The organism is Bariatricus sp. SGI.161, from assembly GCF_050313695.1.
Lineage (GTDB): Bacteria > Bacillota > Clostridia > Lachnospirales > Lachnospiraceae > JAFBIX01.
This window is the reverse complement of the sequence record NZ_JBNPLX010000009.1, coordinates 103223-119729: the sequence shown is the minus strand read 5'-3', so window position 1 is coordinate 119729 and position 16507 is coordinate 103223. Positions and strand designations below refer to the sequence as shown.

The window sequence follows — 16507 nt, the reverse complement described above, 5'->3', positions numbered from 1 at the left end:
AACTTTACTTTCCATATCTGGGTCTAACTGTTTCAAATACTCCTTTTTCAATTCAAACCATGATTTTTGATATATACCTATCACTTCATCATTCTCATCTTTTTCGTACTCGATTTCATCAATAACAGTAAAATAATCTTCCCAGTTATTTTTCGTAATTTCAACAGTCTCTATTCCTTTTATCTCCTGCCTATTCTTCTGGTCTTCAAAAGAATCTGACGGATATCTTTTGACATAATCCTGATACATGATTACGACACAGACTGCAAAAGAGATAATTAAAATGACTATAGTTATCACCATGATACGTCCAGTTCGTACCTTCTTCTGTTTGCTTTCAGAAGACTTTTTAGAATACTTCATATAGAACATAATAAAACCACGAATACCGGCTATCACAATGCACACAACTAATAGTACAATTAAAAATCTTGTCAGTGATGTTGATAGTATTCCAACACCTATTCCGCAGAAAGTAAATGAATTGGCAAGACCGCCCAGACCATTTCCACCCCAGTCTCTGCCCCATACCCACAGAAAATCTTTTCCAGTGATTCCCTCATAGACAGATAACCCAATTCCATACAAAATAAATAGTATTCCTAATCCCATATTAACATATGGGAATATTGCAGCAGTAACTGCATCATCGATTGGGATACGGAACATTGCTTCCATAAACACTTTACCAAATACAGTCCAGATGATAATATATACAATCCCTTTTCCGATAAATTTCTTATCAATATCTTCTTTCATAATCTGCTCAAACCTCACTTTCCAAGTGGCCTGATCACCGCATAGTAACTCTTCATTGAGTTCAGCAATACTGATATTTTCTGAAATAATTGTTTCACAGGTTGTTTTAATTTCTTTAATTTTCATTTCTTCTTTATTTAGTTCCCCTATTCTCCTGGTCATTACCTCTTGTAAAGTGATATTACCATCAAGAACCTGCTGTATCTCCGGTAATGAAACTTCCAATAGACGAAGTACTTTAATCTGATTCAGACGTTCTACATCCATCTCAGAATATTCCCGATATCCGTTTGCTTTTCTGGAAGGATGAATCAGACCTTCTTTTTCATAATATCTGATATTAACACCTTTGATTCCTGTCTTTTGTTCTACTTCTTTTATCAGCATTACATTCACCTCGTAAATTATTCATGCGCATGTCTTTTCTTTCTTGAATCGTAGACCCTAAAGTCGCTATAAGGTCAAGAGTTTTTATCGATCTTTTGAAATTATTTATTAACTTTATTCTATATCAGGCTCATAGGCACAGCAAGTACAATAGCTTCTGTTAAACAACAACCGACTTTTTTCTCATATAATCAAATAAAAACAAATAAAAAATTGATGCCTGGTGCAGGAATACCCTATTCGCCAGACATCTAGATGGGTGAGTATAATATATAAGATAAGTTTTATACTTATATACCGATGTAATGAATTGCTTCTTATAAGACAGTTATATACTATAAAATATCCTTATCATAATATGCGATCGTCAGATATTGTCCTGACTGAATATCATCAGAAATCAAGCCATTCATATCCTTTATCTCGTAGATATAATCATAGATAGAATCATAATGTTCATCTGCATATTCTTCCGCGATACTCCATAAAGTATCACCAGATTCAATCTCAATACTTCTGTAATACTTATACTGAACAGGCGTGTCTTCAGAATTGTCATGTGCATCCACCAGGCTGTTTCCAAAAAAGATACTGAGTCCCATAACGAATAAACAGACTGTAAGCATAACCAATATTTTATTTCTACGTACTTCTCTTCTTCTTTTACTTGCTGTATGTAATCTGTGTGTATTCATGAAACTCTCCTCCTTAATAATATAATCCCCTTATTCTCAAATGATCAGCAAACATTTGTTCCGAACAGCTGTTCTATAGTTGTATTATATACTTCGAACAAATGTTTGTCAATATAAAATTCAAAAATAATCGAACATATTTTCTAAACATTTGTTTGCTTTTTGAATATTGCTGTGATAAAATGAATTTATTAAAGTTCTTATGTACGGAGAGAAGGAGGTTCTTATGGGAAGCGGTAAGATTAGCCCAAAACAACAAGAAATATTAGACTATATTAAATCACAGATACTGGAGAGAGGTTTTCCTCCTGCTGTACGTGATATCTGCGATGCAGTTCATCTAAAGTCTACTTCTTCTGTTCACTCACACCTGGAGACACTTGAAAAGAATGGCTACATACGTCGTGATCCTACGAAACCAAGAGCGATTGAGATTTTGGATGATTCTTTTAATTTCACGCGTCGTGAAATGGTGAATGTTCCGATGATAGGGCGTGTTGCTGCCGGAGAACCGATACTCGCAGAACAGAACATTGAGAATTATTTCCCTATTCCAATGGAATTCATGCCTAATAACCAGACCTTTATGCTTAAGGTAAAGGGTGAAAGTATGATTAATGCCGGTATTTTCGATGGGGATCTTGTATTGGTGGAACAATGTCAGACTGCACGTAATGGCGAAATGGTAGTTGCTTTAATCGAAGACGGTGCTACTGTTAAGACCTTTTACAAAGAAAAAGATGCGATTCGACTGCAGCCTGAGAATGACTCAATGGATCCAATTATTGTAACTGATGTCAAGATTTTAGGAAAGGTCATAGGAGTCTTTCGTTTTCTTGCTTAGACATTTTCAAAAAAGGAGGACAGCTTTTCATTTCTGTCCTCCTCAAATTAATATCTATAATTCATCCGGATTTATAATTTTCTTTCCATCATTCCAGATACGTTCCAGATTATAAAATTCACGATTTTCTCTGTCAAACACATGTACGATCACATCGCCATAATCCAACAATACCCAGGCACCAGAATTCTGTCCTTCCCGCTGCTTTTGCTCATACCCTGCAATGTGCATTTTTTCTTCTACACTATCTACCAGAGCGTTTACCTGACTGTCGCTGTTACCATTTGTAATGATAAAGTAATCTGCCAGTACTGATATCTGGGAGATATCTATGATACATGTATCTTCTCCTTTTTTATCTTCCAAAGCTTTGAATGCAACACGTGCCATTTCTTTTGCTTGATCCATAGACTACACCTCCTTATTAAGTTTATTTTTATAATATAAGTATGTTTTCTCAGTCATTGGGTCAACTGATATATTTTTACTGTTCAGATATACCAGCGAATCCTCCAGGATACGATACAGACATTCATTAATGTCCGTGAATGCTAATTTTCTCACTTCTGCCATATTAGGTAATTCTTTTCTTCCAGGCTCAATATAGTCCGCAATATAAATAATCTTGTCTAAAAGTGTCATATTGGGACATCCTGTCGTATGACTTGCGATTGCATTAATAACATCTTTATCTTTAATATGATATTTTTTGGCCGCAAGAAAGGCCCCTAATTTGGCATGAAGAAGACTTGGATTTTTTTTCTCGACTTCTGATACACTTAAATGATACTTATTACATAATTTAATCTTATTCTCACCAGAGATACATTTTGCACAATCATGAAGCAAACCTGCAAGCAATGCTTTTTCAACATCTTCGTCATAACGCATTGCCATGGAAGCTGCTGTATACATAACTCCCAATGTATGCTCATACCGTTCGGTATCTAACTCTGTCATTAATTTTCTTCGTATTTTTGTTATCTTCTGTTCCATATACTCTCACACTCCCATATACAGATGTTTTTTGTAAATATAATCTTCAACATCTGCCGGAACATAGGAAGCGATTGATTGCCCCTCTTTGATTGCTTCACGCAATTCATGTGAAGATATTTTTATTAACGGTGTAACTAATAATTCTATTTTTGCCTGGTACTTCTTTTCCAAATACTGGATTCTTCTTTCCATCTCTTTCCGTGTATTAATCTCGTCACGAAATGCTGCAAGAATTGTACATGTAGGAAAGATTCTTTCAGGATGCACCCAATGTTCTATCATAAACAGCGAGTCTGCACCTATGATAAAATAGAATTCATCCTCAGGATATTTGTTCTTAAAGTATTCTAAAGTACTGTAAGAACAAGAGACTTCTCTTCTCTTCGCTTCATATAATTCCAGTCGAAATTCCTCATACGGAGCAATAGCTAATTGAACCATTTCAACACGTTCCATGACATCCGTTTTCATAGATGTATTGTCCTTGTGAGGTGGATTCCCATTTGGCATATACCAGATCTGATCCAATCCAAACATTTCATAAGCTGCTTTTCCAAGCATCAAATGTCCATTATGAATAGGATCAAAAGTTCCTCCCATAATCCCTATTTTCATAACGTTCGCTCCATCTTATGGCAATTCAATTCGTTTATTTTTATCTTTTCCTTCTTTATACAACACAATTTTTTTACCAATCACCTGTACTACCTGTGATTTTGTACGTTCTGCAAGTATCTCTGCCAAAGCCCGTGGATCGTCCGCACAGTTCTTCAGAACACTGACCTTAATCAGTTCTCTTGCATTTAATGCCTCTTCAACAGCTTTTGTGAGCTCAGGCGTCATACTATTTTTTCCAATCTGAAAAATCGGATCCATCGTCATCGCAAGGCTTTTCAAATATGCTCTTTGCTTTGTCGTCATCTTTTTACTCCTTCATCTCTATATCGTCATTTATTTATAGTAATCAAACTGTAATCCATACATACGCACGGTATCACCTTCCTGAATTCCAGCTTCTTCCAATTCATCCAGAATACCTGTATCTTTTAAAAACTTCTGGAAAAAAGCAAATCCTTTCTCCGAATCCAGATTTGTGTAACCAAGCATTTTTTCAATCTTTGGACCTTCTACAACATAGATTCCCTCTTCCACTTCGACAGTATACGGAAGATCTTCATATATTAATTCTTCTTCAGGGAAATATTCCTGTTCAAAGATAACTGGTGCTTGGTCTAGTTCTTTTAATCGATCTGAAACATAATATAAGAGTTCCTGAATTCCCTTTCCTGTTACACCTGAAATCGGAAATACTTTGATTCCCTTTGGTTCAAATTCATCTTTCAGACGCTTTAACGGATCTTCCCCATCAGGGTAAATTACATCAATCTTGTTGGCCGCAATAACTTGTGGACGCTGTGCTATCTCAGGATTATAGGCTTCCAATTCTGCATTTATTTTATAAATATCATCTACTGGATCTCGTCCTTCAGTACCTGCCGCATCAACAACATGTATCATAAGTTTTGTACGTTCAATATGGCGTAAGAACTCATGTCCAAGTCCTACACCTTCAGATGCGCCTTCAATCAGGCCCGGAATATCTGCCATAACAAATCCTCTTCCATCAGGAAGATCGACGACTCCCAGATTCGGATTCAGAGTTGTAAAATGATAATTTGCAATTTTAGGCTGAGCATTTGTCACACGTGACAGCAATGTGGATTTCCCTACGTTAGGGAATCCTACAAGTCCAACATCTGCTATAACTTTCAATTCCAGATTTACCCAGAGTTCACGGGAAGGCTGCCCTGGCTGCGCATATTTAGGAACCTGCATGGTCGCTGTTGCATAATGTTGATTGCCCAGGCCACCTTTTCCGCCTTTTAATATAATCTGGCGTCGATTATCCCCAGACATATCGGCAATGACTTTTCCAGATTCTGCTTCTTTTATGACTGTGCCTTCTGGAACCTTCAATATAATATCTTCTGCATCTGCACCATGACATCTGCGTTTCCCGCCCGGCTCTCCATCTTTAGCGGTATATTTTCTTTTATGACGAAAATCCTGCAATGTATTCAGTCCTTCATCAACCTCAAAAATAACATCGCCGCCGCGTCCTCCATCGCCACCGTCTGGGCCTCCATTTGGTACATATAACTCCCGGCGAAAGCTTACATGGCCGTCACCGCCTTTTCCTGATCTGATAAATATCTTTGCTCTGTCTGCAAACATATACTTATTCCTCTCTTATTTACAAAAAAGAGTGCTGCTATATAACTGAATGTCAGTTATCCTGCAACACTCTCTTCAACTCATAACTACTTAAGCTACCGGATAGATAGAAACCTGTTTCTTATCTCTTCCTTTTCTCTCAAATCTTACAACGCCATCTACAAGTGCGAACAATGTATCATCACCGCCACGTCCAACGTTAACACCTGGGTGAATCTTTGTTCCGCGCTGTCTGTAAAGGATATTACCAGCTTTTACAAACTGTCCGTCTGCTCTCTTGGCACCAAGTCTCTTAGACTCAGAATCTCTACCATTCTTTGTAGAACCAACACCTTTTTTATGAGCGAAAAACTGAAGGTTTAATTTCATCATGGTTGCTGCACCTCCTCGAATGTTAAATCAATATATTCTGCATAGTTTTCATCATCCACCATTTGTTCCAATCCGAGAATCATAGTTTTTAACAACAACTCTGCTTCTTTCGAAGGTGAATCACTTAAATAAAAAGCAATTATCCCTTCTTCCTGATCACTGTCCACAGAAAACTCATCTTCTGCATACAGATCAATCGCATTTATTGTATTCAGCACCAGCACTGAAGCTGCGGCACATACGATATCCTGTCCTTCATCCGCATATTCAGCATGCCCTTTTGTCTGAAACCCTATGCATTCTTTTCTGTCGTTCTGAAAAATGGTTACATGAATCATGGATCTTCTCCAAATTAAGCATTGATTTTGTCAATCTTTACTGCTGTATACTGCTGTCTGTGACCGTTTTTCTTATGGTATCCAGTTTTTCTCTTATACTTGTAAACGATGACTTTCTTAGCTTTGCCGTTCTCTACAACAGAAGCTTCTACTGTTGCTCCTTCAACGGTTGGATTACCAACTTTTAATTCGTTGTCACTTACTGCAAGCACCTGGTCAAATGTATAAGTTTCACCAGCTTCTACACCAAGTTTTTCTACTTTAATGATATCGCCTTCGGCTACTTTGTACTGTTTACCACCTGTTGCTATAATTGCGTACATATGGCACCTCCTATTATCATTACTCGCCAACTACGGTGTCCGTTACGGACTTATAAACCTCGTTGTGCGGCATACTGGTATATAATAGCATATGATCTTTCAAAAATCAAGTATTCTTATGAAAATTTATTTGCAAAAAAATCAATGCACTTACTACTAGAATGATCCCGAATATATTGTAGATATTCAACGTCTCCTGATACAAAAGGACACCCCAAAGACTGGCTGCGACTACTTCAAAAGAAGCTATGATTGGAGCTTTGCTGCTCTCCATATATTTAAGTCCAATGGAATAAAAGATATATGGAAATGCCAGTGTTACCACACTCCCTACAATCACCAATGGCATTTTGGAAAGATGATCCGATATTAAGCGAATTGTGTCAACTGGTTCACAAATGATCAGCGTTGCAAAAGATGCAAATAAAAATGTATAAAATGTCAAAGTAAGCGAATCATATTTATCCATTATTGCTTTTCCAAGGATTGTATAGAGAGAATATCCTAGCCCTGAACAAAGACCAATGAATAAAGTGATCATCTTGTGTTCTCCCAGACCCGTGTCGGACAGTCCGACAACCAGAACACAGCCGACAAATGACATCAGTAATGCAACAATCTTCTGAAACGTTATCTTTTCCTTAAAAAATATTACTGATAAAATCATAACAAAAAAAGGAGCTGTATATAATAAGACCACTGCTACAGAAAGAGATGCCCTCTGTACAGTCTCTGCATATGCCAGGTTATTGACAAACAGACTTCCGATCCCTGTTCCCAAGAACCATTGAATATCTTTTTTTTCAATTTTTAATTTCTTACGATCTGTAAGCAATAGAAATATTGCTAAAACAATCGTTGAAACACAGATTCTGACAGCCGTTATCTGACGAGTATGGAAACCGATATCTGCAATATATCGAGTAACTATTCCCATAGATCCCCAGAGGACAGACGCAAGTAAAACAAAAAATGGAGCAGTTTTCTTCATAGATTCTCCTTAAAGATACTCTCTTTATAAATTTAACAATTTGCAGGCATTTTTAGAAAATATCATTTCTTTTTCTTCTTCTGTCAACGGCATATTGGATAGGATTTCTACAAATTCCTTCTGCCCTCCCCACGGTGAATCCGTTGCAAATAATATTTTATCTGCGCCATGATTTCTCACGATCCGAACAAACTGTTCTTCTGGCATACGATCTAACACTACTCCAGTATCAAAATACACATCTTGACCGACCAGATAATCCTCCACATCATCCCACAGTTCATTTCCACCCATATGGGCAAGAATCATCTTTTCAGGTTCCACTTCTTTTAATACCTCGCAAGCCATCTGTGGTGTACAGTGAACATCTTCTGGACACTTCGGATCTACACCTGCATGTACAACAATAATAAATCCCAGCTCAGATGCATAAGAAATTAATCTTTTGAAACATATATCATTAAAATACATATCCTGATAATCTGGATGCAGTTTTATTCCTTTCATTCCCATAGATTTGATTTCGCGAAGCTGTTCCTTATAATTAATACTTGCAGGATGAATACCTCCAAAAGAAATAACCGATCCTTCCAGATACTTCGCTGCGAACCGATTGACCGATTCAATCTGCGATACTTTCGTGACTGCCGGAAGTGCCACTGAGATATCAATACCAGCTTCTTCTGTTGATTCCAGCAACCCATGATAAGTGCCGTCTGTAAATGGTCTGATCTGACAGACATTTTGTAAAAATTCTATGGTTCCTTTCGCTATCTTATCTGGAAACATATGTGTATGAAAATCAATAATCATCTAATCCTCACATTCTTTCATCTTATCATAGCAATATCCAATGATATCACGTCTTGTTATAATTCCAATAAAATGTCCCTGATCATCCACAACCGGGACAAAATTCTGTTCCATAGCTTTACCGATCAAATCTTCCATATTGGATTTTGCAGTCACACATTGATAGTCAAGTCTGCGCTCGACTTTCATAATACTAATATCTTCTGCATCTTTCAAATTCAATATATTCCACTTTTTCAAAGACCACAAAAGATCACCTTCAGTAATAGACCCTACATATTTCCCCTCTTTATTTAAGATCGGTACAGAAGAATACTTGTGGTATTCCATGATCTCCAGCGCCTGCCGCAGAGTATGGTAGTCATAAATATACGCCAGTTCGCTTTTAGGCTTAATAAAAAACAAAATATTCATGATGAAGACCTCCCCAAGTCTTTATAAGTTAAATCATTGTATTAACAAATATGTCATAAATCGCATTAATTGCAACACTGAAATCATGGTTTCTTACACCAATGATAATATTCAATTCACTGGACCCCTGATCAATCATTTTTACATTCACATTTGCATGTGCCAACGCAGAGAATATTCTTCCAGAGGTTCCCCTAGTCGCACGCATACCTCTTCCTACAACAGCAATCAAAGCAAGATCGGATTCTAACTCGAGAAAATCCGGCTCTACAGCTCTGTGAATACCTGCAATAACTTTCTGCTCTTTCTCTTCAAATTCATCCTGATGAACAAAAATTGTCATTGTGTCAATTCCAGAAGGCATATGCTCAATAGAGATATCATTTTCTTCAAAAACTTCCAACACTTTTTTACAGAATCCTACTTCCGAGTTCATCATTGCCTTTTCTACCGTAATAGAGGCAAAGTCTTTCTTACCGGCAACTCCTGTGATTACGAATCTTGGCTTTCTGCAAGTGTCTTCGACAATTAATGTTCCTTTATCCTCTGGTGCATTTGTATTACGTATATTAATAGGAATTCCTTCCTTTCGAACTGGGAAAATCGCATCTTCATGCAAAACAGATGCTCCCATATAAGACAATTCTCGCAATTCCCGATATGTAATCACATCGATCGATTTTGGATTCTTTACAACCCTCGGATCTGCAATCAGAAAACCTGATACATCTGTCCAGTTTTCATACATCTCTGCGTGAACAGCTTTTGCAACAATCGAACCTGTAACATCTGATCCGCCTCTTGAAAATGTTTTAATTCTTCCGTCTGGCATAGATCCATAGAAACCCGGAATAACAGCACGCTCTGTCTTGGCAAGTCTCGCAGAAAGAATTGCATCCGTTTTTTCACTGTCAAAATTGCCATCTTCATCAAATTTAATTACATCTGCAGCATCAATAAATTCATATCCCAAATATGCTGCCATAACGATACCATTTAAATATTCACCTCTTGATGCAGCATAATCTCTTCCGATCTTACGGCTGAAGTTGGTACGGATCGTCTTAAATTCATCGTCCAGACTAATCGACAGACCAAGGCCCTGGATAATCTCATCATAACGTGCCTTAATTGCCAATAGCTGCTTTTCTACTTCTTCTTCATATTCATCATGGTCTAAAATAGCAATCCCATAACAACTATATAACATATCCGTAACCTTTGTATCATCTGGCGTACGTTTTCCAGGTGCTGAAGGAACAACGTATTTTCTACTTTCTTCCTTCCGGATAATTCTGCCAACTTTTTTAAACTGCTCGGCACTTGCCAACGAACTTCCACCAAATTTTACAACCTTCTTCATCTTTTCTGTAATCCTCCAAACTGCTTTTTCTACTGGTTTTACTTATACTCTTTCCATATATTACATCATTTTCCAGACATCTGCAATGGACTATCTTCATGAAATTTAATACTGAACAACATCTGCAAATGTAGCATTTGATGCTTTTTGCAAATCAGCAGGTCTTAACTTAATCTGCATTCCAAGTTTTCCCCCACTTACATGCATATACTCTAATGCTTCTGCTGATTCCTGAATAACCGTTGGAAATTGCTTTTTCATACCAATTGCCGTACATCCTCCACGCACATAGCCTGTAACTTTTGTCAAATCCTTCAGATGAAGCATTTCCAAAGATTTTTCACCGACAACTTTAGCTGCTTTCTTAAAATCAATCTCTTCTTCAATCGGAATTACAAACACATAATGCTGTCCTGTCTTCCCCGTTGTCACCAGGGTCTTATATACAAGCGAATGATCATATCCCAATTTATCTGCCACCTGGATTCCATCTGTAAACTCATCACATTCATATTCCTCATATTCATAAGGAATCTTTTGACGATCTAACATACGCATTGCATTAGTCTTTACTTCTTTTTTACTCATAAGATTCAACTCCTAATATGATATCTGTTCCTAATGATTCCAGCGAAACAAAAGCCTCTTCTGATGAAGTATCCGAATTCTCAGCATATACTTCCAATCGATGAAAATGAAGCGGCACTTCTTCTGGATTCTCCCCAATATATGACAAAAAAGCTTCCATAACAAGATTCGGCTTCAGATTCTGTTCGCTTCCTGTAGCTAATAAAAGATATATATTATCTTCTGACACCTGCATTTTATAGATCATCGGTTTGATATCTACTTCTTTTTCACTACGTTTTGTTTTCTTCCATACAACAATTTGTGGTTGGGCCATAAAGGAATCAACCTTTTCTGACCAATCCCGCGGAACAGGTAGCATGACATCAGACGACTTAAAAGACTCCAAAAGTGTCACTTTATAATCGGCAGCATCAACAATAGTCATACCACTATATTTCTTATCATCCGGGATCTGTCGAAAGCTTACGATCTCAATCCCCTCTACCATAACCTGATTCATTCTGCGTACAGCCTCTTTTGAATCAATCGGTTCCTTTAATTCGATATCCAGATACTCACCATCACTAGTAATGCCTACACCCAGAGGCTGCGCAAAAGACATAATCATATGCGGGCTGTACCCGCCAGTGAAAGCGATAGGAATATCCGCCCGCCGCATAACCTTCTGAAAGAATCGCATAACATCCAGATGACCTATAAACTTCATAATCCCATATTTTCGAAATTTAATTCTTGCCTTCAAAACAGACACCTCCTCCGAATGTTGCTGCTCCACAACCAGAGCACTGGATCCTACAATTCGGTGTGGTTTCCCCCCTCATTGCACGTTCCCATTCTCTTCTCAAAAATGCTTTGGTTACTCCGATATCAATAAAATCCCATGGGAAGATCTCGGATTCATCGCGTTCTCTTAAGTTATAGAACCCTATATCAATTCCCGTATTTTCAAATGCTTTCATCCACTTTTCGTTATCAAAAGTCTCACTCCAGGAATCGTAGATACATCCTGACTGATAGGCTTCCAAGAGCACTTTACTGACTCTCCTGTCTCCACGGGCAAATACACCTTCCAATACTGTAACTTCCGCATCATGCCAGTGATACTTTAAGCTCTTACGGTTTAATTGCTCTTGAAATTCATGTTTTACAACTGCTGCTCTGGCAATGTATTCCTCATTCGTATACATTCTCGCCCATTGAAAAGGAGTAAAAGGCTTTGGAATAAAGAAAGAAGTACTTGTCGTTATCTGACACTTTCCATTACGTTGATCCTTAGGAATCTCATAATAACGTCTTGCAATCTTATCTGCAAGCCTTGGGATCTCTTTCATGTCCTCTTCTGTCTCCGTCGGAAGTCCCAACATGAAATAAAGCTTGACCTTATTCCATCCACCTTCAAATGCCTGTCCGGCACCATCCAGAATAATTTCTTCTGTAAGACCTTTGTTGATTACATCTCTCATACGCTGAGAGCCAGCCTCCGGCGCAAATGTCAGACTGCTCTTACGAATATCCTGAACCTTCCCCATTACATCCAGAGAAAATGCATCGATTCTAAGAGAAGGCAAAGAGATATTGATTCCCTGATCTTTAAATTCATCTATCAAAAAAGTAACGAGTTCTTTTAACTGACTATAATCACTGGAACTTAAAGAGCTTAATGAAATCTCTTCATGTCCGGTATTTTTTAACATATCGTATGCACATTGCTTGAGCATCTCAACATCACGTTCTCGTGTTGGGCGATACAACATACCAGCCTGACAAAACCGACATCCCCGGATACATCCCCGCTGAATCTCTAATACCACTCTGTCCTGTGTCGCTTTAATGAATGGAACTACAGGAGCCTGTGGATAAAACGTTTCGGTCACATCTAATACCATCTGCTTGTGAATCTTCTCTTTTGCGTGTGGATTATTCGGAATAAATGAAGCAATCGTCCCATCCTCTTTATATTCTACATCATAAAATGCCGGGATATAGACACCTTCTATTTCCGCAGCTTTTTCAAAGTAGTTCTTTTTAGAACCACCATTTTTCTTGTTTTCTTTATAAAGATCCATCAATTCATAATATACGGTCTCACCTTCACCGATATAGAACATATCAAAAAATTCGGCAAGCGGTTCTGGATTATAAGTACAAGGTCCTCCCCCAATTATAATCGGATCATCCTCCGTACGTTCACTGGATTTTAATGGAATCCCGCTAAGATCCAGTACCTGAAGAATGTTTGTATAACACATTTCATACTGAATCGTAATTCCCAGAAAATCAAATTCTTTGATTGGATCCTGTGATTCTAAGGCGAAAAGTGGGATATGCTCCTCTCGCATGATTTGATCCAGATCCATCCAGGGGGAATAGACTCGCTCACACCATATGTCCTCTCTTCGGTTAAACATATCATACAATATCTGTATTCCCAGATGAGACATTCCAATCTCATAGACGTCTGGGAAACACATCGCAAATCTAATATCTATGTTTTCTTTAGATTTCATCACGGAGTTTACTTCTCCTCCGATATAACGTGCTGGTTTTTCTATTTTCATTAAAATATCATCACTTAACGCCAGTTTTCTCACTAATTAACACCTCATTATCATAAAATTAACATAAACTCTGACCATCTATCTGCTCACTTCTTCAAATTGTACTATAACAAATCAGATATGTCAAAAACGATATTCGGTTTTTCATATATAAGCAAAGAAAAACGACCAACTATCATAGCTGATCGTTCCCTAATTATATTATTACTTTACATCGCTTCCCATTTCTTTCTGTTTTCTCGACTCTTTCCCAGAATTGTTAAATACTTCTCGATCTAAAGCTTTATTTTGATTAGCAACAATCGTTGTACATACTGCATCACCTGTAATGTTAACAGCAGTTCTGGTCATATCCAGAATACGGTCAATACCCATGATAAGACCGATTGCTTCTACCGGAAGTCCTACGGAGTTAAATACCATTGTCAGTGTAACAAGGCCAACACTTGGAACACCCGCTGTTCCAATAGATGCCAGAGTTGCAGTACCAATAACCGTTAGATAATCTGTCAAACTAAGATGAATCCCAAATGCCTGTGCCGCAAAAACAACTGCCACACCTTGCATAATTGCTGTTCCATCCATATTGATCGTAGCACCAAGAGGAATCGTGAATGAAGAAATCTTCTTAGACACACCCATCTTTTTGCTCAAAGTGTCAATGGACATTGGGATCGTCGCATTAGATGTTGCCGTTGAAAACGCAAATGCCATGACAGGGAAGAAATTCTTAATGAATATAATCGGATTCAGCCCGGTAAATACTTTCAATAGCGCCATATATACTACGAAACACTGAATTGCAAGAGCAATCAATACACCTATCATATATTTCGCCAGTGGAACAAATGCGCTGAAACCAATATTCGCAAAAGTTCTGGAAATCAGGCAAAACACCCCTATTGGTGCCAGACTCATGACCATCATAGTCATTTCCATCATAATATCATTGAACTGACTGAAGAAGTTACCGACGGTCTCTGTGCGCTCTCCTAATTTTGCAAGAATAATACCTACAATCAACGCAAACACAATAATCTGTAGCATATTTCCATTCGCAAGTGAATTGATCGGATTATCAGGAATAATATTCAATAATGTATCCGTAAGGCTTGTAGCTTCCATGCTCTGCACATCCGCCGCATTGGACTGAACCGCACTCATATCCAATCCAACACCTGGATTAATAATATTTCCAACAGAAAGTGCTACCGTAACAGCAAGGGCTGTTGTAAAGAGATAAAAAACCAAAGTACGCACACCGACAGTTCCTAATTTCTTCGTATCACCGATAGACATACTTCCACATACCAGAGAACAGAATACCAAAGGAACAACCAGCATCTTCATCAGACGAATGAAGCCTTGTCCAATTACATATAATATTCCTTCTACAATTATGTCATCTTTTATATGGCTGGATGGTACCATATAACATAATATAATTCCAAATATTGCTCCCAAGATCAACGAAATAAATATCTTCGTTGTAAGCCCTATCTTTTTCTTTTCTTTTGCTTTTTTCATATTACACCACCTCATTCATATATTCCTTTAATGAATCCTTCCAATCCGGCATCTCATAAACATCTATGATCCTAAGGATAAAATTATCAAGCACCGCATATGCCGGTCTGGCAGAAGAAAGATCAGATTCATTGGTAGGAACGGTTTTTAATTCTGCATTCTTACCTGCAAGTCTCAATATCTCCAGCGCAAATTCATATCGATTACATACACCTTTGCAAGTAGCATGATATGTTCCATATTCGTTGGTCTGAATCAGATATAGAATAATTCTTGCAAGATCCTTGGCACTTGTCGGAGAACCAAACTGATCTGATGCTACAGATAGTACCTTCCCTTCCTCAGCAGCTGCAAGGACTCTGGTCACAAAATTATTTCCTCTTCCATAGACCCAATTACTTCGAACGATAAAATGCTTGTGTGTGAACTCTTTTACATAATTCTCGCCAGCTCTTTTCGAACGTCCATACACAGTCTTGGGATTGGTATCATCAAACTCACTATAAGGAGTCTTACTCAGTCCATCGAACACATCATCTGTGGACAGCTGCACCATCTTCGCACCCACCTTACGTGCCACGATACTCAAGTTTCTCGCACCCAGTGCATTGACTCTATATGCCAGTTCCGGTTCCCTCTCACACAGATCAACATCCGTAACTCCGGAACAGTTAATAATGACATCTGGACGATTGATCTCTCCGAAACTAAGTACTTCGTCTGTCTTAGTGATGTCCAATTCTTCTTTATCTGTGTTAAACACTTCCATTTCCAAAGGATCAATCACATCGTTAATTGCAGTTCCAAGCTGCCCGTTCGAACCTACAATCCATACTTTTAACATATAAAAACCTCCTCAACATACGAAAAGCGTTGATTTTACTATAATCAACGCTTTATCTTCTCATTACGAATATTATATCAATTTCAATAAACAGTGTCAAGTTATAGGTTTTTCCATACTTCTGCCACATCCAGATCATAAGTAATTTCTTCCACAATGCGATCGCTGTCTACATTCAACACTTCCTTTTCCTGGGTCTTCATAGTTACAAACACCGCAAAAAGCATAAAACATAGAAATGCACGTAACCCAAGTGTTCCCCGTACAGGTATCTGGTCTTCTCCATATATTTCTCGATATGCCATTCCATAACGAGGATGAACGGCCGGTATTGATCTACGGTCACTATAAAGTTCCCTCGTCTGCTCCAATAATTGCCTTCTACGCTTTTCTGAATCATTCAAGAATATCACCCCGATAAACTATATGATTCAGAAATCCTTTCTATTCATCT

Annotated in this window: 21 protein-coding genes; 1 reads left to right on the top strand and 20 read right to left on the bottom strand. The window is 37.9% G+C overall.

Features of this window, described 5'->3' with window-relative positions; all coding sequences use genetic code 11:
- A partial coding sequence (locus ACQRBH_RS07480; protein WP_427761277.1) for a MerR family transcriptional regulator occupies window positions 1-1146 on the bottom strand: 1146 nt, incomplete at its 3' end.
- Window positions 1147-1481: 335 nt separating this feature from the next.
- Window positions 1482-1841, bottom strand: coding sequence for a cell division suppressor protein YneA (gene yneA / locus ACQRBH_RS07475; RefSeq protein WP_427742028.1), 360 nt, complete (start codon window positions 1839-1841; stop codon window positions 1482-1484).
- Window positions 1842-2067: 226 nt separating this feature from the next.
- Here yneA and lexA point away from each other — a divergent pair, with 226 nt between their 5' ends.
- On the top strand, window positions 2068-2685 hold the full coding sequence (gene lexA, locus ACQRBH_RS07470; protein ID WP_427742029.1) for a transcriptional repressor LexA: 618 nt from the start codon (window positions 2068-2070) through the stop codon (window positions 2683-2685).
- A gap of 54 nt (window positions 2686-2739) precedes the next feature.
- Here the strand turns inward: lexA and rsfS are convergent, their stop codons facing one another.
- The 18 genes from rsfS to ACQRBH_RS07380 all read right to left on the bottom strand — a co-directional run bounded on the left by rsfS (window position 2740) and on the right by ACQRBH_RS07380 (window position 16424).
- Window positions 2740-3093 (bottom strand): ribosome silencing factor, encoded by a 354-nt coding sequence (gene rsfS, locus ACQRBH_RS07465; protein WP_427742030.1) that lies wholly within the window; start codon window positions 3091-3093, stop codon window positions 2740-2742.
- Window positions 3094-3096: 3 nt separating this feature from the next.
- Window positions 3097-3681: a bis(5'-nucleosyl)-tetraphosphatase (symmetrical) YqeK gene (yqeK, locus tag ACQRBH_RS07460; protein ID WP_235231468.1), complete on the bottom strand. Its 585-nt coding sequence runs from the start codon at window positions 3679-3681 to the stop codon at window positions 3097-3099.
- Between the two features lie 6 nt (window positions 3682-3687).
- A complete protein-coding gene (nadD, locus tag ACQRBH_RS07455; RefSeq protein WP_427742031.1) occupies window positions 3688-4299 on the bottom strand; it encodes a nicotinate-nucleotide adenylyltransferase in 612 nt (203 codons plus the stop codon).
- Between the two features lie 15 nt (window positions 4300-4314).
- Window positions 4315-4605, bottom strand: coding sequence for a ribosome assembly RNA-binding protein YhbY (gene yhbY / locus ACQRBH_RS07450; RefSeq protein ID WP_235231470.1), 291 nt, complete (start codon window positions 4603-4605; stop codon window positions 4315-4317).
- A 30-nt stretch (window positions 4606-4635) separates the two neighbouring features.
- Entirely contained in the window at window positions 4636-5919 is a 1284-nt protein-coding gene (gene obgE, locus ACQRBH_RS07445) for a GTPase ObgE (protein WP_235231471.1), read from the bottom strand.
- 90 nt (window positions 5920-6009) lie between these two features.
- The gene (gene rpmA, locus ACQRBH_RS07440; protein WP_016219110.1) at window positions 6010-6291 is read right to left on the bottom strand and encodes a 50S ribosomal protein L27; all 282 of its coding nucleotides are present in this window, start codon (window positions 6289-6291) and stop codon (window positions 6010-6012) included.
- Window positions 6288-6629 carry a ribosomal-processing cysteine protease Prp gene (locus ACQRBH_RS07435; protein ID WP_427761276.1) on the bottom strand — a complete coding sequence of 114 codons (342 nt, stop codon included), beginning with the start codon at window positions 6627-6629 and terminating at the stop codon, window positions 6288-6290. The genes rpmA and ACQRBH_RS07435 overlap by 4 nt, the downstream gene beginning before the upstream one ends.
- Window positions 6630-6643: 14 nt before the next feature.
- On the bottom strand, window positions 6644-6952 hold the full coding sequence (gene rplU, locus ACQRBH_RS07430; RefSeq protein ID WP_235231473.1) for a 50S ribosomal protein L21: 309 nt from the start codon (window positions 6950-6952) through the stop codon (window positions 6644-6646).
- Between the two features lie 106 nt (window positions 6953-7058).
- Window positions 7059-7943 (bottom strand): DMT family transporter, encoded by an 885-nt coding sequence (locus ACQRBH_RS07425; RefSeq protein WP_427742034.1) that lies wholly within the window; start codon window positions 7941-7943, stop codon window positions 7059-7061.
- A 24-nt stretch (window positions 7944-7967) separates the two neighbouring features.
- Complete coding sequence (locus tag ACQRBH_RS07420) at window positions 7968-8756, bottom strand: amidohydrolase family protein (RefSeq protein WP_347376270.1); 789 nt, start codon at window positions 8754-8756, stop codon at window positions 7968-7970.
- On the bottom strand, window positions 8757-9170 hold the full coding sequence (locus tag ACQRBH_RS07415) for a CBS domain-containing protein (protein WP_235231476.1): 414 nt from the start codon (window positions 9168-9170) through the stop codon (window positions 8757-8759). It lies immediately after the preceding gene.
- A 28-nt stretch (window positions 9171-9198) separates the two neighbouring features.
- Window positions 9199-10533 (bottom strand): aspartate kinase, encoded by a 1335-nt coding sequence (locus ACQRBH_RS07410; protein WP_235231477.1) that lies wholly within the window; start codon window positions 10531-10533, stop codon window positions 9199-9201.
- Window positions 10534-10638: 105 nt separating this feature from the next.
- A complete protein-coding gene (ybaK, locus tag ACQRBH_RS07405) occupies window positions 10639-11121 on the bottom strand; it encodes a Cys-tRNA(Pro) deacylase (RefSeq protein WP_235231478.1) in 483 nt (160 codons plus the stop codon).
- Window positions 11114-11866: a TIGR03936 family radical SAM-associated protein gene (locus tag ACQRBH_RS07400; RefSeq protein ID WP_427761275.1), complete on the bottom strand. Its 753-nt coding sequence runs from the start codon at window positions 11864-11866 to the stop codon at window positions 11114-11116. Before ACQRBH_RS07400 ends, ybaK begins: the two co-directional genes overlap by 8 nt.
- Entirely contained in the window at window positions 11850-13715 is a 1866-nt protein-coding gene (locus ACQRBH_RS07395) for a TIGR03960 family B12-binding radical SAM protein (protein WP_427742035.1), read from the bottom strand. Before ACQRBH_RS07395 ends, ACQRBH_RS07400 begins: the two co-directional genes overlap by 17 nt.
- A gap of 171 nt (window positions 13716-13886) precedes the next feature.
- On the bottom strand, window positions 13887-15209 hold the full coding sequence (locus tag ACQRBH_RS07390) for a dicarboxylate/amino acid:cation symporter (RefSeq protein ID WP_235231481.1): 1323 nt from the start codon (window positions 15207-15209) through the stop codon (window positions 13887-13889).
- A gap of 1 nt (window position 15210) precedes the next feature.
- Window positions 15211-16053, bottom strand: a complete 843-nt coding sequence (gene rfbD, locus ACQRBH_RS07385) for a dTDP-4-dehydrorhamnose reductase (protein ID WP_235231482.1) — start codon at window positions 16051-16053, stop codon at window positions 15211-15213.
- A gap of 101 nt (window positions 16054-16154) precedes the next feature.
- Entirely contained in the window at window positions 16155-16424 is a 270-nt protein-coding gene (locus ACQRBH_RS07380; protein ID WP_328282581.1) for a hypothetical protein, read from the bottom strand.
- Window positions 16425-16507 lie beyond the last annotated feature (83 nt).